Raw genomic sequence first — 17120 nt, 5'->3', positions numbered from 1 at the left:
CTGTAAATCTATATTTTAAATAAAATTGAGATATTTGTGGTCGTAAAACTAGCTGCATTTTTAGTTCTTTTAAAACCACTTATGTCTCCTACAATAGAGTTGATTAAGTTTTTTATCAGACACACTAGCATATTAGCTAATTGGAATATATTGAAATGTATAAATTATTGGTAAAACCGACATAATAATAGCTTTTATTGGTTTGCTAATTTATAGTTTTAAATAATATTCATTGCTGATTTATTTAGCTTCTCATTGTTAAGCACTTTTAAGCCAATTATAAAAACGTTAAATTAAAACATGAGTAAACTAGCCTTCAATGTTATTGGGTATGTATATCTATATTGTTTCATATATACGTACGTCATTGACTTCCTTAGGAAAACTATACTGCTAATTTTTTAGAAATTAGTTTTATTTTCAGAAATCTTGAGTTACTTTTTAACTTACTATTTTTTAATCAGAGCAACTAAATAAGGTGAATATTGTTGTCTGCCTGCTTCTACTTTATTATGCTAATTTGAAAGTATTTGTTTGGAAATACCAAGTTGTGTTATTGCTATCTGAAATATTACTATCTTTTCTTCAATGGTTCTGACTAATTTAGCGCTAAAATCGGCTATATAAATCGTTTTTTTATTTATGGTAAATTTCTAATTAGTATCTATTAGTTTACTAAGTGAAAGTCTCTTTTCACACATCAGAACTAACAATAATCCTTCTCAAGTTCCAAACTGAATGGAATTTTTAATTTGGTGAATTGCAAAATTGCAGGCTTATAATTTACGAATATCTTATCTCAGTCATCAGCCCTTAATGTTAGCCTGAATATGGTTTCAAACTTAAATATAGCAATAGTTTTTTTTCGGCTTTATATAATTTAGACAACTGATAATCTTAATGAAGCAGGGTAGTGTTATTACTTTCGAAAGAAATATTATTATGAGAATCTGCCCTTTTTGATTTTATGCAGCTAAAGGCCTACTCTTTTTAGGTAATAATTTGACATAGAAGAAAGCTAGCATTAGTGACAATTTTCGCCACATCACTTCCAATGTTGTTGTTTATGTCAAAAATATGACTTAAATATTTAATAACTATAAATAAATATTAAAAAATGGTTGAATAAGAAGCAATTATCTATAATGATAACTAATATTCACTTGATCATTCATTCTAGGAGGTAGATCATGATTGATGTGCAATATTCCGAAAATGTCTCGATACATCAGTTATCTGATGATGCATTCTTGTTAAGAGTCAATGATGCAAAGGTTTATCAATATTTGCTCAAGCAATGTGGTAAGGAATTCGGTTGGGAACGTTCAATACAAAAATCTCAAAGTTTTTTTAACGGTGATATTGAATACCAAATTAACCTTTCTGATATTCCATTGGAAAATTTTGGACGAGATTTTTTTATGTTGGAACCAGAACTGCTCGATAACATTGCGAAAAGTTAATACATAGCTTGATTTTATGCTGTGTAAATTTAGTTTTACATATTTCAGTTTTTCGCCACGTCATCCCCTTGACGTGGTCTTTTTATATAAACTACTTTACCGAAAATAGAATCAATTTTATAATTTAGAGACTTTTTTAGCTCGTAAGTAAATATACATATAGAGAATATCTACTTCATCTTTAATTAGGAATATTGAATTAAAATTTGATAAGGTAGAAAGAAAGCTAATAGCTCACTTCCTACACTTACCATTCCATAATCATAGTCAAGTTGATGATTTCTTTTACAGACTGTTAATTTTATTTTTTAGTAGCTTCCAAAATATTAGAATTTATGCGTGTAGTTTACAAATAAACGATCCTCACCAAAGTCGTTTCCATGCTTTACATCATAATCAATACGAATATATTGTAATGCTAAGCCTTTAAGATAGGGCTGTTGAAAATTGTAGTTTAAAATAATATTTGACTCACTTTCATGATTTTTTTTGCCATCAGTCGTTTCAAAACTATCACCATAAACATATTTTATGGCTGCATTAAATCCAGGGATATAATCTTTGAAATTATAACCATAAATAAAATGATATGATTTTTCATCTTTTTTGAAAAAACCTGTCGCATTCCAATTGATAAAGTATGTTTCTGGTAAAAATCCATCAGGTAATGGATATGCTGATTCACCTATAATTTGTTGATAACCTAATCCGAATGTATGGTTTTTTACTTTTAATGTCTCAAGTAACCCAATATTTTGTGCATCAATATTAAAATTATTTCCATCTTCTTGAGCATTAAAATATTTAAATTTTGAACTAAGCGTATAATTTTTACCTTTTAAATTATGTTCCAAACCCAAGTAATGTTTATTATATAAATCCTCCATGTTGCCATAATAATATTCTCCCTTTAAATCAGGGGAGAACTGATAACGTAAATCAATATAATTTAAGTCATCCGAGTATTCTGTCTTTCCATTTGAAGTAAAAGAGAATTTACGAAAATCTTCTTCATTGCGGGGGGATACTTTTTCAACACGACCGATTTCTGCGTAAAGTTGATCAGTTAATTGTGACTTAAGGTTTGCACCCCAATAAGATGTTAAAAGCTGACGACTGCTATCTACGGCAGTAACAGGTAAGTCTAACCAAAGCTCACCAACACTCAACAAAGTTCGGTCATAACCCAATTTTAATGTGACGCCGTGTTTTAAATAATCTGAAGCTTGTGATTGAGTCGCTTTATCAAATGGCAATACTGTATCAGCCACATGTTTATCTGAACTTAATCTCACTGCATATTGAACTGAAGCATCCACACCGATTGTTAAAGGTTTTTCGGCAATACTTAATGGTGTCTCAAGCATTCGTGAGTTATAAAACAAAGAGGCTGCTTGAGACCAACTTCCAGTATCCTTTAGTGCTTCATTCTCAAAATTACGATTGATGTAGGCATTTTTTAAGGTAAATTTCCATTCTTCTTTAGCGCTTACATTATCAGCCCAAAGTGAAGTTGAAACTAATCCACCTAGGAGTGAAATAGAGGACAAAATAAGCTTATTACATTTAAATGTATGCATTTTTTAATTTCCATTTTGAGTTGAGTTGCGCCAATCCTCGGCGCAACATTACTTATTGCTGGTTGACTGAAGCTTGTGTTTGAAGAGTTGATTTTGAACTTTCAGGTACATTGACCGCGACTTTAAGATTGACGAGGAAGATCGCGAATGCAGCAATCACACCAGGAATCGCAATAGCTAAGAAGTTCATTTGATGAGGTAGTTCAAAAGTGAGCAATGCGCCTGTAAGTACAGGACCAATGATTGCACCTATACGACCGATACCTGATGCCCACCCCATACCTGTTGAGCGAACAGTAGTTGGATAAAATTGTGCGACGAAAGTATATAGAAGAATTTGTGACCCAATCGTTGCTGCACCTGCCAAAGCAATTAAGCTATAAAGAACAATTTGTGGACTGTTGAATCCTAATAGTATTAAAGCAGCAGCTCCGATTACAAACATTGAGGTAATGACTGGTTTTAAATGGAATCGATCTGCTAAAGCACCGCCTCCAATTGCACCAACCATACCTCCAATGTTCAATGCAAATAAGAACAGCATACTTGCACCTAAAGAATATCCTGCTTGTAACATCAATTTAGGTAACCAGCTCCCTAATGCATACACCATAAGTAAACACATGAAGAATGCGATCCAAAACATAAAGGTGCTAAAACTTCTACCATCTTGGAATAATGCTCGGACAGGGGCTTCCGTATGGATATTTTCATTAAAGATGAGCTGTGTTTTTGAGTTAATCTCGGTGTTGGGGTCGAGTTTTGCAATAATCGATTCTGCTTGTTGATTATTCTTAGACTTGATGAGGAATGCTAAGGATTCTGGCAAAAATTTCCATATGATCGGTAATAATAACAGGGGAATACCTGCGATCAGGAACATGATTTGCCAGCCCATATCTTTGACTAACCAAGCACCTAACAATGCAGATGTCATTCCACCTATGGCATACCCACTGAACATAATTGCGACTAAAGTACTGCGAATTTTCTTAGGCGCATATTCGGTCATTAAGGCAACCACATTTGGCATTACGCCGCCAATACCTAGACCTGCAATAAAACGTAAAATTGCGAACTCTATAGGATTATTTGCAAATGCACCGATAAATGTAAAGCCACTAAATAAGCTCACACAGATCATGATTGTTTTTTTGCGTCCTAATCGATCTGAGAGCGTGCCAAAAATCATCGCGCCAAACATCATGCCGAATAATGCGGCACTTGCGAGTAAACCTGCCTGAACTGCTGTTAAAGACCACTGTTGCATTAATAATGGTAATGCAACACCATAAATAACGAGATCATAACCATCAAATATAATAATTAATAAGCACCAAATTAAAACTTTCCAGTGGAATAGATTAAATTTGGCATTATCAATCGTTTCGTTAATGTTAACTTTTTCCATATACATTCTTCACCTCCAATTTGTGAAGCGTAGTGTTATTTAGTATTTAAGTTATTTTGTTATATGCTTGTAGTCAAAAACTTAATTGATATATGTTTATGTCATTAAGGTATTATTATTTTGTATTTTATTAAAAATTTTGAACGACAAAAAGCAGAGTATTGAAACTCTGCTTTTATTTAAAAAGGTATTTTATATAAATTGATCGATTAGCTTATTAAATTCATTTTCTCGTTCTATATTTGAGATATGAGATGCATTAATTTCTACTAATTCAGCATCTGGAATATTTAATAGCATTAATTTTGCATCTTCCACAGTGGTTATCGGATCTTGTATACCCGCTATAATCAAGGTGGGAATAGAAATATATTTTAACTCCGCACGGACATCCGCTTTAGCCAAAGCCTCACAACAATTTGCATAACCTGCTGCGCTGCCAGCACTTAAGTCGTTACATAGGTTATTTATAACTGTAGGATGGCTTTGGATAAAGGGATCTGTAAACCAACGAGATGCTGCTGTTGCAGTAATTGGTTCTAAACCTTGCTCACGTACTAGTTTGGCACGATCTAGCCATGCTTGTTCCTGTCCAATTTTTGCTGCGCTATTTGCAATAATGATATGGCTAAATCGTTCAGGATAATGAATGGCTAGCCATTGTCCTGTTAGTCCTCCCATCGAGATTCCACAGAAGGTAACTTTTTCAATTTTCAAATGATCAAGTAATGCAATCACATCTTCACCTAACTGGTGCAAAGTGTAAGAACCAGTTGGCGTAGATGATGAACCGTGACCCCGAGTGTCATAGCAGATAACAAAAAAGCGATCTTTAAAATAATTAAATTGCTTTTGCCACATGCCGTAGTTTGTTCCAAGGGAATTTGAGAACACTAGAGCAGGGGAATTTGGATCACCAAATGTTTGATAATTAATATTCACATCTTTTGATTGAAAAATTGGCATATCGTATTCCTTAATCTTGCTCCAGCCGTTGAATAATGAGAGCGATGCCTTGTCCCACACCAATACACATTGAACACAAAGCATATTGTCCTTGAATCTGTTCAAGTTGATTCAAAGCCGTCGTCACTAATCTCGCACCTGAAGCACCCAAAGGATGACCCAAAGCAATTGCACCGCCATTTGGATTAATACGAACATCATCATCCGCTAACCCTAAATCACGTGTCACCGCTAAAGCTTGAGCTGCGAAAGCTTCATTCAGCTCAATCACATCCATTTGTGCTAATGTCAGATTGGCTTGTTTCAGTAACTTTTTGATTGCAGGCGCAGGTGCAAAACCCATAATGCGTGGCTCAACACCCACCGTAGTGGCTGCAATAATTTTGGCACGTGGTTTCAGTTGGTATTGAGCGACGGCTTCATCTGAAGCGATCAATAGCGCTGCCGCACCATCGTTAATACCTGAAGCATTCCCCGCAGTAACCGTACCTTCTGCCTTCACTACACCTTTAAGTTTCGTTAATGCTTCAATTGTGGTCGATGCACGCGGATGTTCATCCGTATCGATAACGATCGCATCACCTTTACGTTGTGGAATGCTGACAGCAACGATTTCGTGTTTAAAAAAGCCTTTGGCTTGCGCTACTGCTGTACGTTGTTGGCTCACCAAGGCAAACTGGTCTTGATCAATACGATTGATATTAAATTGCTCTGCTACGTTCTCCGCAGTCTGCGGCATGGTGTCTACACCATACATTTCTTTCAGCTTTGGATTGATAAAACGCCAACCCATGGTGGTGTCTTCAATTTTTTGACTACGACCAAAAGCACTGTCTGATTTACCCATGACATAGGGTGCACGGCTCATACTCTCAACACCACCCGCAATAATCAGATTTGCTTCACCTGCTTTAATCGCACGGGCTGCCATGGCAATCGCATCTAGAGATGAACCACATAAACGGTTCACTGTGGTTGCAGGGACTTGATACGGCAAGCCTGCGAGTAGAGCTGACATACGACTGACATTACGATTGTCTTCACCCGCTTGATTGGCACAGCCATAGATCACATCATCCACTTGTTGCCAATCGACCGTTGGATTACGTTGTATTAAGGCTTGAATCGGAACAGCACCGAGATCATCCGCACGGACAGTGGCTAAACCACCTGCATAACGGCCGAATGGAGTGCGAATCGCATCAATGATATAAGCGTTTTTCATATGTTTTTCCCTATAATCCTCCCTTAATCCCTCCTTTTAAAAGGAGGGAGACCTCACTCTATTATTTAGATGGAGTCCCCCCTTAACAAAGGGGGATTTAGGGGGATTTCAATCCTTAAGCTTGAGTCGCATCAATCAATTGAGCACCCGTCAAGGCCTGTAGCTCTTCAAAGCTTAGACCATCCACTTTCTCAATCACTTTTAAACCTTCTGTGGTCACATCAATCACACACAGATCGGTATAGATACGATCGACACATTTCAGACCCGTTGCAGGATAAGACAGCGCTTCAACAATCTTCGGTTCGCCTTGTTTGGTGACATGGTCGGTCGTGATAAAGACTTTCTTTGCACCTACGGCTAAGTCCATTGCACCACCTACAGCAGGAATCGCATCGGCTGCACCTGTATGCCAATTGGCAAGATCACCATTGGCTGCGACTTGGAATGCACCAAGTACCGCAATATCTAAATGACCACCACGCATCATGGCAAAAGAATCCCCATGATGAAAAAAGCATCCCCCTATGAGCATGGTCACATATTCTTTGCCTGCATTAATCAGTTCAGGATCTTGTTCACCTTTGGCTGGTGGTGGACCAAATGCCAACAAACCATTTTCAGAATGCAGAAAGACATCTTTATCCGCAGGTAAATAATTTGAAATCTTGGTGGGTAAACCAATACCTAAATTGACATAGGCACCATCAGGAATATCTTGTGCAACACGTTCTGCAATTTGGTCACGGCTGAGTTTTTGATAGCTCATTGTTATTCTCCTTATTGCGCAGCGACAGGTGATGTTGCTTCAACAGCAACCACATGCTGAACAAAAATCCCTGGGGTAATAATGTGTTCAGGATCAAGCTGGCCGAGTTCAACCACTTCTGAGACTTGAGCGATGGTGACATCAGCAGCCATGGCCATGATCGGTCCAAAGTTACGCGCCGATTTATTAAAAACTAAATTGCCCCAACGATCGCCTTTGTAGGCTTTGATCAAGGCAAAGTCAGCCTTAATTGGATATTCCAGTACATAGTCTTTACCCTCGATATGACGGGTTTCTTTGTCTTCTGCCAGTAATGTTCCAAAGCCTGTAGGCGTGAATACAGCACCTAAGCCCATACCAGCGGCTTGGATACGGCAAGCGAGATTGCCTTGTGGCACGAGTTCTAATTCGATTTTGCCTGCATGGTAGAGTTCATCGAACACCCATGAATCAGATTGACGAGGGAAAGAACAAATGATTTTACGGACTGCACCTGTTTTTAGGAGTTTGGCAAGACCATAGTCACCATTACCTGCATTGTTATTGACAATGACAAGGTCTTTGATACCGAGTTCAATCAGACCATCGATGAGTTCTGCGGGCTGTCCTGCGGTTCCGAAGCCACCAATCATGATGGTGGAACCATCTTGGATTTGGGAGAGAGCTTCAGCCAGTGAAGCTTGTGATTTGTCGATCATAATAAATTCATCCTACAATCAAGTCTTGCTGATCTGTTTTTCAGAAGATGACTGGGTCATTACAGTATTTGGGTGAGCATGAGGATTTAAAAGAATCTGGGCGATAACACCGATACAGATGCCCCAAAAAACTGAGCTAAGTCCGAGAAAGTGCATTCCTGAAACCGTTGCAAGAAATGTGATTAATGCCGCATCACGCTGTTGGTCATCTTTCATCGCAATCATGATATTTGTCCCGATCGCCCCAAGCAGAGCTAATCCTGCTAAAGCTGCGATGAGTTCTTTGGGAAGAAGGCTAAAGAGCATGACAATACTGCCAGCAAATAAGCCACCTAAAATATAGAAAATACCGTTAGCGATACCTGCGATATAACGTTTTTCTTTGAGTTCATGGGCGTCTTTACCCATACATAAAGCGGCGGTAATTGCAGCAAGTACAATCGTAATTCCACCTACACAAGCGACTGCAAGTGAGGCAATACTTGAAGCTGTAATAATCGGTTTAGCGGGAGTGTCATAACCACTTAATTTCATAATGGCCATACCCGGCAAGAATTGCCCTGTTAAACTCACGAGAATTAAAGGTAAAGCCAAGTTAAATGTAGAGTGCCAAGTCCATTCTGGATAAATAAAATGAGGAATAGCAAAACTAAACTGCATTTCAACAGGATTCATTTTTCCCAAAATTAAGCTGAGTGAAACACCACACAATAAAACCCACAGCATGGTGTAACGAGGTGAATATCGTTTTGCTAATAGATAACAAAGCAACATGCTTAAAACGATCAAAGGCATGGAATCAGTTGCTACAAATAATCCGAGCCCAAATTGAAATAAAATCCCTGCCATCATGCCTGCTGCGATTCCTTGAGGAATCCATTTCAGCAATTTGTCAAAATATCCTGTCGCTCCAACTATAAAAATGACAATCGCCGAAGTGATATAAGCTGCAACAACTTCATTCAAAGAGATATTTGGAAACAGTGAAACCAATAATGCCGTACCAGGAGCTGACCATGCTGTGATGACAGGGGTTTTATAACGAATTGAAAGATAGATTCCAGCAACAGCAGCACCAATTGATATGCCCCAAATCCATGAAATCATCATTTCTGTAGAGATATTGGCTTTTTGTGCTGCTTGGAAAAAGATAATAAGCGGACCAGAATATGAGATCAGAACCGCTAAAAATCCTGCAATAGTTGCTGAAATAGACCAATCATCCTTTAAATTCTTCAACAGGGTTGTCATAGTGCCTCCTTGCAAGATTTTCTGCTGTTTAGATCAGAATTAGCCCTGATCACCACCACCTACTGCAATTACACTTCCGGTCATATAAGACGATTCATCTGATGCAAGAAAAACAATAGCGTTGACTTGTTCATCAATCGTGCCATAACGTCCCATCAGACTTCGTTCTTTGGTTTGATTTACAACCTGTTGCATCCAAACTTTTTCATCTTCGGTAAGTGGTGTTGAATTACGAGGCACTTTACGTGGTGGAGCATCTGTTCCACCTGTTGCAATCGCGTTTACACGAATTCCATCTTTCGCGTGCTCAAACGCAAGGGACGTGGTAAGCGCATTGACACCACCTTTTGCTGCTGAATAAGGAATTCGGTTGATACCACGCGTTGCAATAGAAGATACATTTACGATGACACCGCTTTTTTCCTTCAACATTTCAGGCAATACAGCACGGCAACACCATAAAGTTGGAAATAATGAGCGATTGATTTCTTTAATGATTTCTTCTTCACTAAAAGCATCATATGGCTTCATCCAAATTGCGCCACCGACATTGTTAATCAGAACATCAACACGACCAAAATGCTCAATTGCTTGATTTACAACAGTCTGCGCACCAGAAAAAGTTTCCAAATCTGTTTTGACTGTGATCGCCACGCCACCTGAATGCATAATTTCATGAGCAACTTCATCCACCAAATCTGAACGATCAGCTAAAATCACTTGTCCATTTTCAGCAGCAATTCGAAGTGCAACACCGCGACCAATCCCTTGTGCTGCACCTGTGACAATCACTATTTTGTCTTTGAATCTATCTGGAAAAATCATGCTCATCTCCAATTTAATTAATTCGCTGAGAATTTTTCAAATAAGAAATTGGCAGGTTTAATGCCTTCTTGATCTAACCAACCACGAACAGCTTCAACCATTGGTACTGGGCCACATAAGTAAATGTCGACATCACCATGATTCAACCAGTCATTTTCAATATGACCTGTAACATAACCTTTACGTTCATGTTGGCTTTCTGGGTTTGCGACGACAGTACGATACTCAAACCACGAGTATTTATTTTGAAGTTCTTCTAACTTTTCAATAGCGACTAAATCAAAGTCATTGGTTACACCAAAAACCAGACGAACAGGGTACTTAGACCCTTTTTCTTCAAGGATTTGAAGCATCGACATAAATGGTGCAATGCCTGTACCACCAGCGAGCATTAATACTGGGCGAGTCACATGGCGCAAATAGAAACTGCCAAATGGACCAGTAAAACTCATTTTGTCACCCGCTTTTGCATTTTTACTGAGGAACTCGCTCATCTGTCCATTCGGTACATTACGAACAACGAAACCCGTTAAACGGTTGCCTGGTTTTGAACTAAAAGAATAAGAGCGTGTTTCAGTCGTATTTGGAATTCCTACATTGACGTATTGACCTGCAAGGAAATGAATTTCAGGCTGTCCATCATCCAATTGAATATCAAAGGTAATTGTGGAGTCAGAAAGATTTTCGACACGTGATAAAGTGCCTTGGAACTGATGAATTTCTGTTTTGCAAACATCAGAAGAAGCTTGAATTTTGAATACAGCATCTGATTTTGGGCGACATTGGCAAGCAAGTATGTAGCCTTGTTCAGCTTCTTCAGGAGTTAAAGCATCTTCAATATAGGTTTCTTCTGGCATGTCATAACTACCAGATTCACAGAATGCTCGACATGTACCACATGCACCATCTCGGCAATCCAAAGGAATATTAATCTTCTGGCGGTAGGCAGCATCAGATAAAGTTTCATCTTGTGCGACAGTAATAAATCGCGTTACGCCATCTTCAAATTGAAGTGCTACATTATGGTTAGACATGGCAATCATCCTATTTAAAAAATTTGATCTGGCTAACCCAACCAAAAAATCCATTTGGCTGGGTGGCTGGTTATAGATGATAAATATCAATAACTTGATTAATATAATCGTTCTTTAATACCACATATTTACTGAGAATTTTTGGTTGCTCACCTGAAAAATCAATGACATAGCGCGACATACCAAAGTAGCTATAGTTAGTTTTGTAGCGGAAGCTCAAGGTATTCCAGTTGAAACGCACAGTGACTGTTTCGCCATTACGTTCCACAATTTCAATATTGCAGATGTTGTGGATGGTCCGTGTATCTGGCATCGTTGCTGATGAACGTTCGGTTTTGATACGAAATATGCGATCTTCCAATCCTTGGCGGTCTGGGTAGTAAATTAATGAAATTTCAGACTGAGGATCTTTGGTGAGTTTGTCGTCGTCATCCCATGCAGGCATCCAAAAAGATGCTTCTGCTGCATAACAATTCAGCCAATCGTCCCATTGTTCATCATCGAGAAAACGAGCTTCTTGATAGAGGAATTGAGTGATATTTTCTAAGGTCACTTTTTCTGCTGCGGTATTCATACTGCTTCCTCCTGAAATTGAGCTGCTGCCAATCGTTTTTCGATCTCAATTGCATTTTTCATAGAGGTCAACCAGTATTGATGTTGAGCAAGATATAAGCCTTCATCTTCAGTTTTAATGCCACTGAGTTTTGGTTTTAGACCAATTTCATTTGCTGCTTCATCGGGTCCATGAATCCAGTGTTTTGAGCCACGACACATGTCATTCCATTCCAATTCAAGCCCTGCATAACCAGCTTGGCATGCACGAAATTCTTCTAAATCATCAGGCGTTGCCATGCCAGAGGCGTTAAAGAAATCTTCATATTGACGGATACGGCGAGCACGAGCTTCAGCCGATTCGCCAACAGGCGCGATGCAGTAAATGGTGACTTCAGTTTTATTCACGCCAAGTGGACGGAGTACCCGAATTTGAGAGCCAAATTGATCCATCAAATAAACGTTAGGGTATAAGCAGAGATTTCGTGAGCGTTCGATCATCCATTTAGACATCGCAGCCCCGAACTTCTCGGTATATTCTTCTGCTTTGGGAAAATTTGGTCGATCTTCTGGATTTGCCCACTGAGTCCATAGCAACATATGACCATGTTCAAAACCGTATGATCCACCACCTTGTTTGCCCCAAGAGCCTGCACTCATTGCACGAATATTATCGCCTGCCTGAGCTTCTTTACGGTGTTGAGTCGTTGCAGCATAGTTCCAGTGAACGGCTGATACGTGATAGCCATCAGCACCATTTTCAGCGGTGAGCTTCCAGTTTCCTTCATAGGTGTAGCTTGAAGAACCACGTAAGACTTCTAAACCTTGCTCTGACTGACCAACAATCATGTCAATAATCTTGCTTGTTTCACCCAAGAATTCTTCTAAAGATGGAACATCTGGGTTTAAGCTGCCAAATAAGAAACCCTTATAGTTTTCAAACTTTGCAACTTTTTTTAAGTCATGTGAACCATCTTGGTTGAAACAATCAGAATATCCAGCATCGCTTGGATCTTTTACTTTGAGCAATTTACCTGAGTTGTTAAATGTCCAACCATGGAAAGGGCACGTATAAGTCGCTTTATTACCGCGTTTATGTCTACAAAGTTGTGCACCACGATGAGAACATGCATTGATCATTGCATTTAATTCACCGTTACGGTTACGCGCGATAATGATTGGCTGACGACCAATATAGGTGGTGTAAAAATCATTATTTTGGGGAATTTGGCTTTCATGTGCTAAATAGACCCAGTTACCTTCAAAGATGTATTTCATCTCAAGATCAAACAAAGCTTGATCAGTAAATACTGAACGATGCAGCTTGTATTCGCCCGTTTCTTCGTTATCTACAAGTAATTCATCAATTCGATCAAGATGGCTAGTATTAATTACAGGAATTCGTGGCATGTCCGTTCTCCGACTTTCCAAGCAAGGAAGTCCTGAGCTAACAAGTTTCTATTGCTAACTCAGTTCCTATTAAGCTGAGTTATGCGCTAGCGCGACGACGATCTACTTCTGTTGAAGGGGTTGTGGCAGCGTCTTTCACGAGTTCGATATTGAACGTGATATGTTTAAAAGGTTTATCCAGACCACGATCTTGAATTTCAGCTTGATCAGATACGTCAATCGCGGTTGCCACTAAGCCATCACGTGTCGCAAAAGCAAAGTCATCCCATAAATACTGATCACCCTCAATATTGAATTGAGTTGTTAATTTACGGAAACCTGGTGCAGAAACAAAATAATGAACATGAGAAGGGCGGTTGCCATGACGACCTAATTTGTTGAGTACAAATTGGGTTGTGCCTTCTGGTGGACAGCCATAACCTACAGGCATCGTGGTAAGCGCTACGTATTTGCCCTCAGCATCAGCCAAAATAGTACGACGTAAATTAAAATCGGATTGAGACTTATCGAAGAAAGAGTAGTTGCCTAAACTATTCGCATGCCAAACTTCAACCTTAGCACCTTCAATCACATTACCATCAGTATCTGTTACTGTACCTTCAATAATTAATGTGTCGATTTTGTCTGATTCAGAGCCATCGTCCATACGTGCAAAACCAACAGATTCAGGTGCACCTGCAACATAAAGTGGACCTTCAATCGTACGAGGTGTACCGCCTGAAATACCTGCTTTAGCATCAGCCTCATCAGCACGTAAATCTAAATAATGTTCTAAACCCAAACCTGCTGCGAGTAAGCCTAATTCATTGGCTTGACCTGCATCTGTAAAATATTCAAGACCTTTCCATACTTCCGATGGTTGGATATCTAAATCTTCAATCGCTTGAAATAAATCACCTAATAAACGAACCACAATCGTTTGAACGCGTTGATCAACTTCAGTAGTTGCAGTATCAACATTCATTTGTTTAACTAGCGTATCGATTTCCTGACGGTTCATACTATTTCTCCTTGAGTATGCTTATAGCGTTAGTAGCGGGGGGAATCACCAAATTATTTATTGCGGTTTTGCCTTGCTACATTCCTTGTTTTAGCCTAGCGCTGAGAGGGTGTTGGGAACCTCAGAGCAATTAGATTCATATACGTTAATGATCATCTTCCCGAATCGATGATGGGTGACGATTCAACGCCATCACTTCAATATTCATGTAGGGATACAAGGGTAAGCCCTGTAAAATGTTGTGCAGCTCTTCGTTGCTTTCAACATCAAAAATACTGATGTTTGAATACTGACCTGTGATACGCCAAATATGACGCCACTTGCCTTGACGCTGTAAATCTTGCGAATACGCTTTTTCTACAGCTTTAATTTGATTGGCTTGTTCAATTGGCATATCGAGTGGAATATGCACATCCATGCGAACCTGAAATAGCATGCTTTTCTCCTTATGCTTTGCGTCGTAATTGCTCAATTTTGTCTTCATCAATCTCAATACCTAAGCCAGCTGCTTGGGGTACAACCAATTCAAAATTTTCATATTGCAAAGGTGTTTTTAAGATATCTTCAGTGAGTAACAATGGCCCAAACAATTCTGTTCCAAACGCAAGGCTGTCAAAGGTGCTAAACGCATGTGCTGAGGCAATGGTTCCAATCGGACCTTCAAGCATCGTGCCCCCATAAAGATCAATCCCTGCAAGTTTTGCAATTTTTGCCACTTCACACGCTTCAATTAGACCGCCGGACTGTTCAACTTTTACGGCGAACACATCAGCCGCATGTTGTTGTGCTAAGCGATAAGCACTGTCAGGACCTGTTAATGCTTCATCAGCCATAATGGCGACATCAAATCGTTGGGTTAAACGTCCAAGAACGTTGGTTTGTTCAATTGCACAAGGTTGTTCAATTAAATCAATGCCACCATCTTGTAACTGTTGAATCCCTTGAATACATTCCAATTCTGACCATGCACGATTTACATCGACACGAATACTAATGTCTGTACCTAAAGCCTTTTTAATGGCAATCACATGATCAACATCATGTTGAAGTGCATTTGAACCGATTTTTAACTTGAAAATATTGTGGCGTTTTAGCTCAATCATTTTCTTTGCTTCAGCAATATCTTTATCTGTATCGCCAGAAGCTAAAGTCCAAAGTACAGGCAAGCGATCACGCAAACGACCACCTAAAACCTCACTCAAAGGAAGGTTCAATTTTTTTGCTTGAATATCGAGGAGTGCTGTTTGAATGGCGCATTTTGCAAATCGATTGCCATTAATACTTTTGCGAATTAACGTTAAAGTTTGTGCCACATTCAACGATTTTTTGATCGAAAGTAATAAGGGTGCAAAGTAAGTATCGATATTTGCTTTTACACTTTCAGGACTTTCTTCACCATAGTTAAGCCCACCAATTGTGGTGGCTTCACCCCAACCAACCACACCATTTTCTGCTGTTACTTTGACCAAAACTAAAGTTTGAGTCTGCATCGTAGTCACTGAAAGCTTGTGTGGACGAATGGTTGGAATATCAACTAATATGGTTTCGACAGATTTATACATTTCACACCATCACTGGTTCTTTATGTTCTTCCTATACCTTAAAAGAATGATTAAACTGTGTCTAAGACTGAATATGTATTTTTTTATACCTATTAGGTATGGAGATGAAGAATGGAACTCAGATATCTACGATATTTTGTCGCAGTGGTAGAAGAACAAAGTTTCACCAAAGCAGCAGAAAGGCTTTTCATTGCTCAACCACCATTGAGTAGGCAAATCCAAAACCTTGAAAATGAATTAGGTGTGCAACTTTTTGAGAGAGGAAGTCGACCACTACAAACCACAACCGCAGGACAATTTCTTTATCAGCATGCACTTAAACTTTTGTCTAATGCGGAAGAAGTCAAAAGTATGACCAAAAGAATTGGTCTAATCGAAAGAACTTTAACGATAGGTTTTGTCGGTTCATTACTATTTGGCTTATTACCAAGAATTATTTATCTCTATCGCCAACAACATCCGCACTTAAATATTCAATTAGTAGAATTGAGTACCACTGAACAAATCCAAGCGTTAAAGGAAGGACGGATAGATGTTGGATTTGGTCGATTAAGAATTAGTGACCCTGCGGTGAAACGTGTTTTATTACGCAAAGAAAATTTGGTGGTCGCTGCTCATTCAAGCCATCCTTTGGCTCAAAGAGTAGAGGGCGTTCATTTAGCAGATTTAGTTGATGAAAAACTTTTTGTTTATCCAAATACCCCAAAACCAAATTTTTCTACCCAGCTTATGAATATTTTTGCGGAGCACAGTTTAGTGCCAAAACATATTCGTGAATTACGTGAAATCCAACTCGCATTAGGTTTGGTTGCAGCCGGAGAAGGAATTTGTATTATTCCAGCGAGTGCAGATACGATTCGTTTTCCACATTTATTGTATATTCCTATTTTGGATAGTGGCGCGGTGACTCCTATTTTTATTACTGCTAGAGCAATGGATAATAGTGCAGATTTACAATCGCTGTTTGATTCTATTTATCAGGTTTATGATTTAGAAGGAATAGCATACGAACGCTCTGTATTTGAATGGGCTCAAGAGAGATAATGATTCGAAAATAAACATGAATTTAAACTGACTAAATAGGTAGATAAAACTATATTATTTAATTGATTGTTATATTTTTATTAAGAAGGATTAAAAATAATTCTTCTTATTCTTATCAATATTTTGATATTTCATGTGGTGGATTTTTTTTGAGTCATAATTAAAAAATTTTATTGATGAGTCACTTATAAAAATAATAAAGGTTTTATCTTGATGCGGTTGTGTAATGTTTGGTAGCGAATTTAAAAAATATCAATCCGATCTGTAGAATAAAAATTCACGCTTTTTTCACTTATTTCCATCTAAGTTCAAACATGAAGTAATTCAAAT

At 38.5% G+C, this 17120-nt stretch carries 16 protein-coding genes; 2 read left to right on the top strand and 14 right to left on the bottom strand.

The genetic code is table 11. The annotated features are described in order from the left end of the window. Positions 1-1190: 1190 nt before the first annotated feature. Positions 1191-1463 (top strand): hypothetical protein, encoded by a 273-nt coding sequence (locus IEV17_RS01930; protein ID WP_004662783.1) that lies wholly within the window; start codon positions 1191-1193, stop codon positions 1461-1463. A gap of 326 nt (positions 1464-1789) precedes the next feature. Here the strand turns inward: IEV17_RS01930 and IEV17_RS01925 are convergent, their stop codons facing one another. The 14 genes from IEV17_RS01925 to IEV17_RS01860 all read right to left on the bottom strand — a co-directional run bounded on the left by IEV17_RS01925 (position 1790) and on the right by IEV17_RS01860 (position 15746). Further along, positions 1790-3043: an OprD family outer membrane porin gene (locus IEV17_RS01925; RefSeq protein ID WP_004662781.1), complete on the bottom strand. Its 1254-nt coding sequence runs from the start codon at positions 3041-3043 to the stop codon at positions 1790-1792. Between the two features lie 52 nt (positions 3044-3095). Then, a complete protein-coding gene (locus tag IEV17_RS01920; protein ID WP_004662778.1) occupies positions 3096-4460 on the bottom strand; it encodes an aromatic acid/H+ symport family MFS transporter in 1365 nt (454 codons plus the stop codon). A 186-nt stretch (positions 4461-4646) separates the two neighbouring features. After that, positions 4647-5420, bottom strand: coding sequence for a 3-oxoadipate enol-lactonase (gene pcaD / locus IEV17_RS01915; RefSeq protein WP_004662776.1), 774 nt, complete (start codon positions 5418-5420; stop codon positions 4647-4649). A 10-nt stretch (positions 5421-5430) separates the two neighbouring features. Continuing rightward, positions 5431-6645: a 3-oxoadipyl-CoA thiolase gene (pcaF, locus tag IEV17_RS01910; protein ID WP_004662774.1), complete on the bottom strand. Its 1215-nt coding sequence runs from the start codon at positions 6643-6645 to the stop codon at positions 5431-5433. 115 nt (positions 6646-6760) lie between these two features. Next, on the bottom strand, positions 6761-7414 hold the full coding sequence (locus IEV17_RS01905; protein ID WP_004662772.1) for a 3-oxoacid CoA-transferase subunit B: 654 nt from the start codon (positions 7412-7414) through the stop codon (positions 6761-6763). A gap of 11 nt (positions 7415-7425) precedes the next feature. Next, entirely contained in the window at positions 7426-8112 is a 687-nt protein-coding gene (locus tag IEV17_RS01900; protein ID WP_004662770.1) for a 3-oxoacid CoA-transferase subunit A, read from the bottom strand. 18 nt (positions 8113-8130) lie between these two features. Next, positions 8131-9363, bottom strand: a complete 1233-nt coding sequence (gene benE, locus IEV17_RS01895) for a benzoate/H(+) symporter BenE (protein ID WP_004662768.1) — start codon at positions 9361-9363, stop codon at positions 8131-8133. Positions 9364-9402: 39 nt separating this feature from the next. After that, positions 9403-10188, bottom strand: a complete 786-nt coding sequence (benD, locus tag IEV17_RS01890) for a benzoate diol dehydrogenase BenD (protein WP_004662766.1) — start codon at positions 10186-10188, stop codon at positions 9403-9405. 17 nt (positions 10189-10205) lie between these two features. Then, complete coding sequence (gene benC, locus IEV17_RS01885; RefSeq protein ID WP_004662764.1) at positions 10206-11222, bottom strand: benzoate 1,2-dioxygenase electron transfer component BenC; 1017 nt, start codon at positions 11220-11222, stop codon at positions 10206-10208. A gap of 70 nt (positions 11223-11292) precedes the next feature. Then, positions 11293-11796: a benzoate 1,2-dioxygenase small subunit gene (benB, locus tag IEV17_RS01880; RefSeq protein ID WP_004662761.1), complete on the bottom strand. Its 504-nt coding sequence runs from the start codon at positions 11794-11796 to the stop codon at positions 11293-11295. After that, positions 11793-13184 (bottom strand): benzoate 1,2-dioxygenase large subunit, encoded by a 1392-nt coding sequence (benA, locus tag IEV17_RS01875; RefSeq protein WP_004662759.1) that lies wholly within the window; start codon positions 13182-13184, stop codon positions 11793-11795. The genes benB and benA overlap by 4 nt, the downstream gene beginning before the upstream one ends. A 79-nt stretch (positions 13185-13263) precedes the next feature. Then, on the bottom strand, positions 13264-14184 hold the full coding sequence (catA, locus tag IEV17_RS01870) for a catechol 1,2-dioxygenase (RefSeq protein WP_004662756.1): 921 nt from the start codon (positions 14182-14184) through the stop codon (positions 13264-13266). Positions 14185-14329: 145 nt separating this feature from the next. Then, complete coding sequence (catC, locus tag IEV17_RS01865) at positions 14330-14620, bottom strand: muconolactone Delta-isomerase (RefSeq protein WP_004662754.1); 291 nt, start codon at positions 14618-14620, stop codon at positions 14330-14332. A gap of 10 nt (positions 14621-14630) precedes the next feature. Continuing rightward, entirely contained in the window at positions 14631-15746 is a 1116-nt protein-coding gene (locus IEV17_RS01860) for a muconate/chloromuconate family cycloisomerase (protein WP_004662752.1), read from the bottom strand. A 111-nt stretch (positions 15747-15857) separates the two neighbouring features. Here IEV17_RS01860 and IEV17_RS01855 point away from each other — a divergent pair, with 111 nt between their 5' ends. Beyond that, positions 15858-16790, top strand: coding sequence for a LysR family transcriptional regulator (locus tag IEV17_RS01855; RefSeq protein ID WP_004662749.1), 933 nt, complete (start codon positions 15858-15860; stop codon positions 16788-16790). Positions 16791-17120 lie beyond the last annotated feature (330 nt).

Source organism: Acinetobacter modestus, assembly GCF_014636095.1.
GTDB classification, from domain to species: Bacteria; Pseudomonadota; Gammaproteobacteria; order Pseudomonadales; family Moraxellaceae; genus Acinetobacter; species Acinetobacter modestus.
Note: the sequence above shows the minus strand (reverse complement) of the source record. Positions and strands in the feature narration are given on the sequence as shown.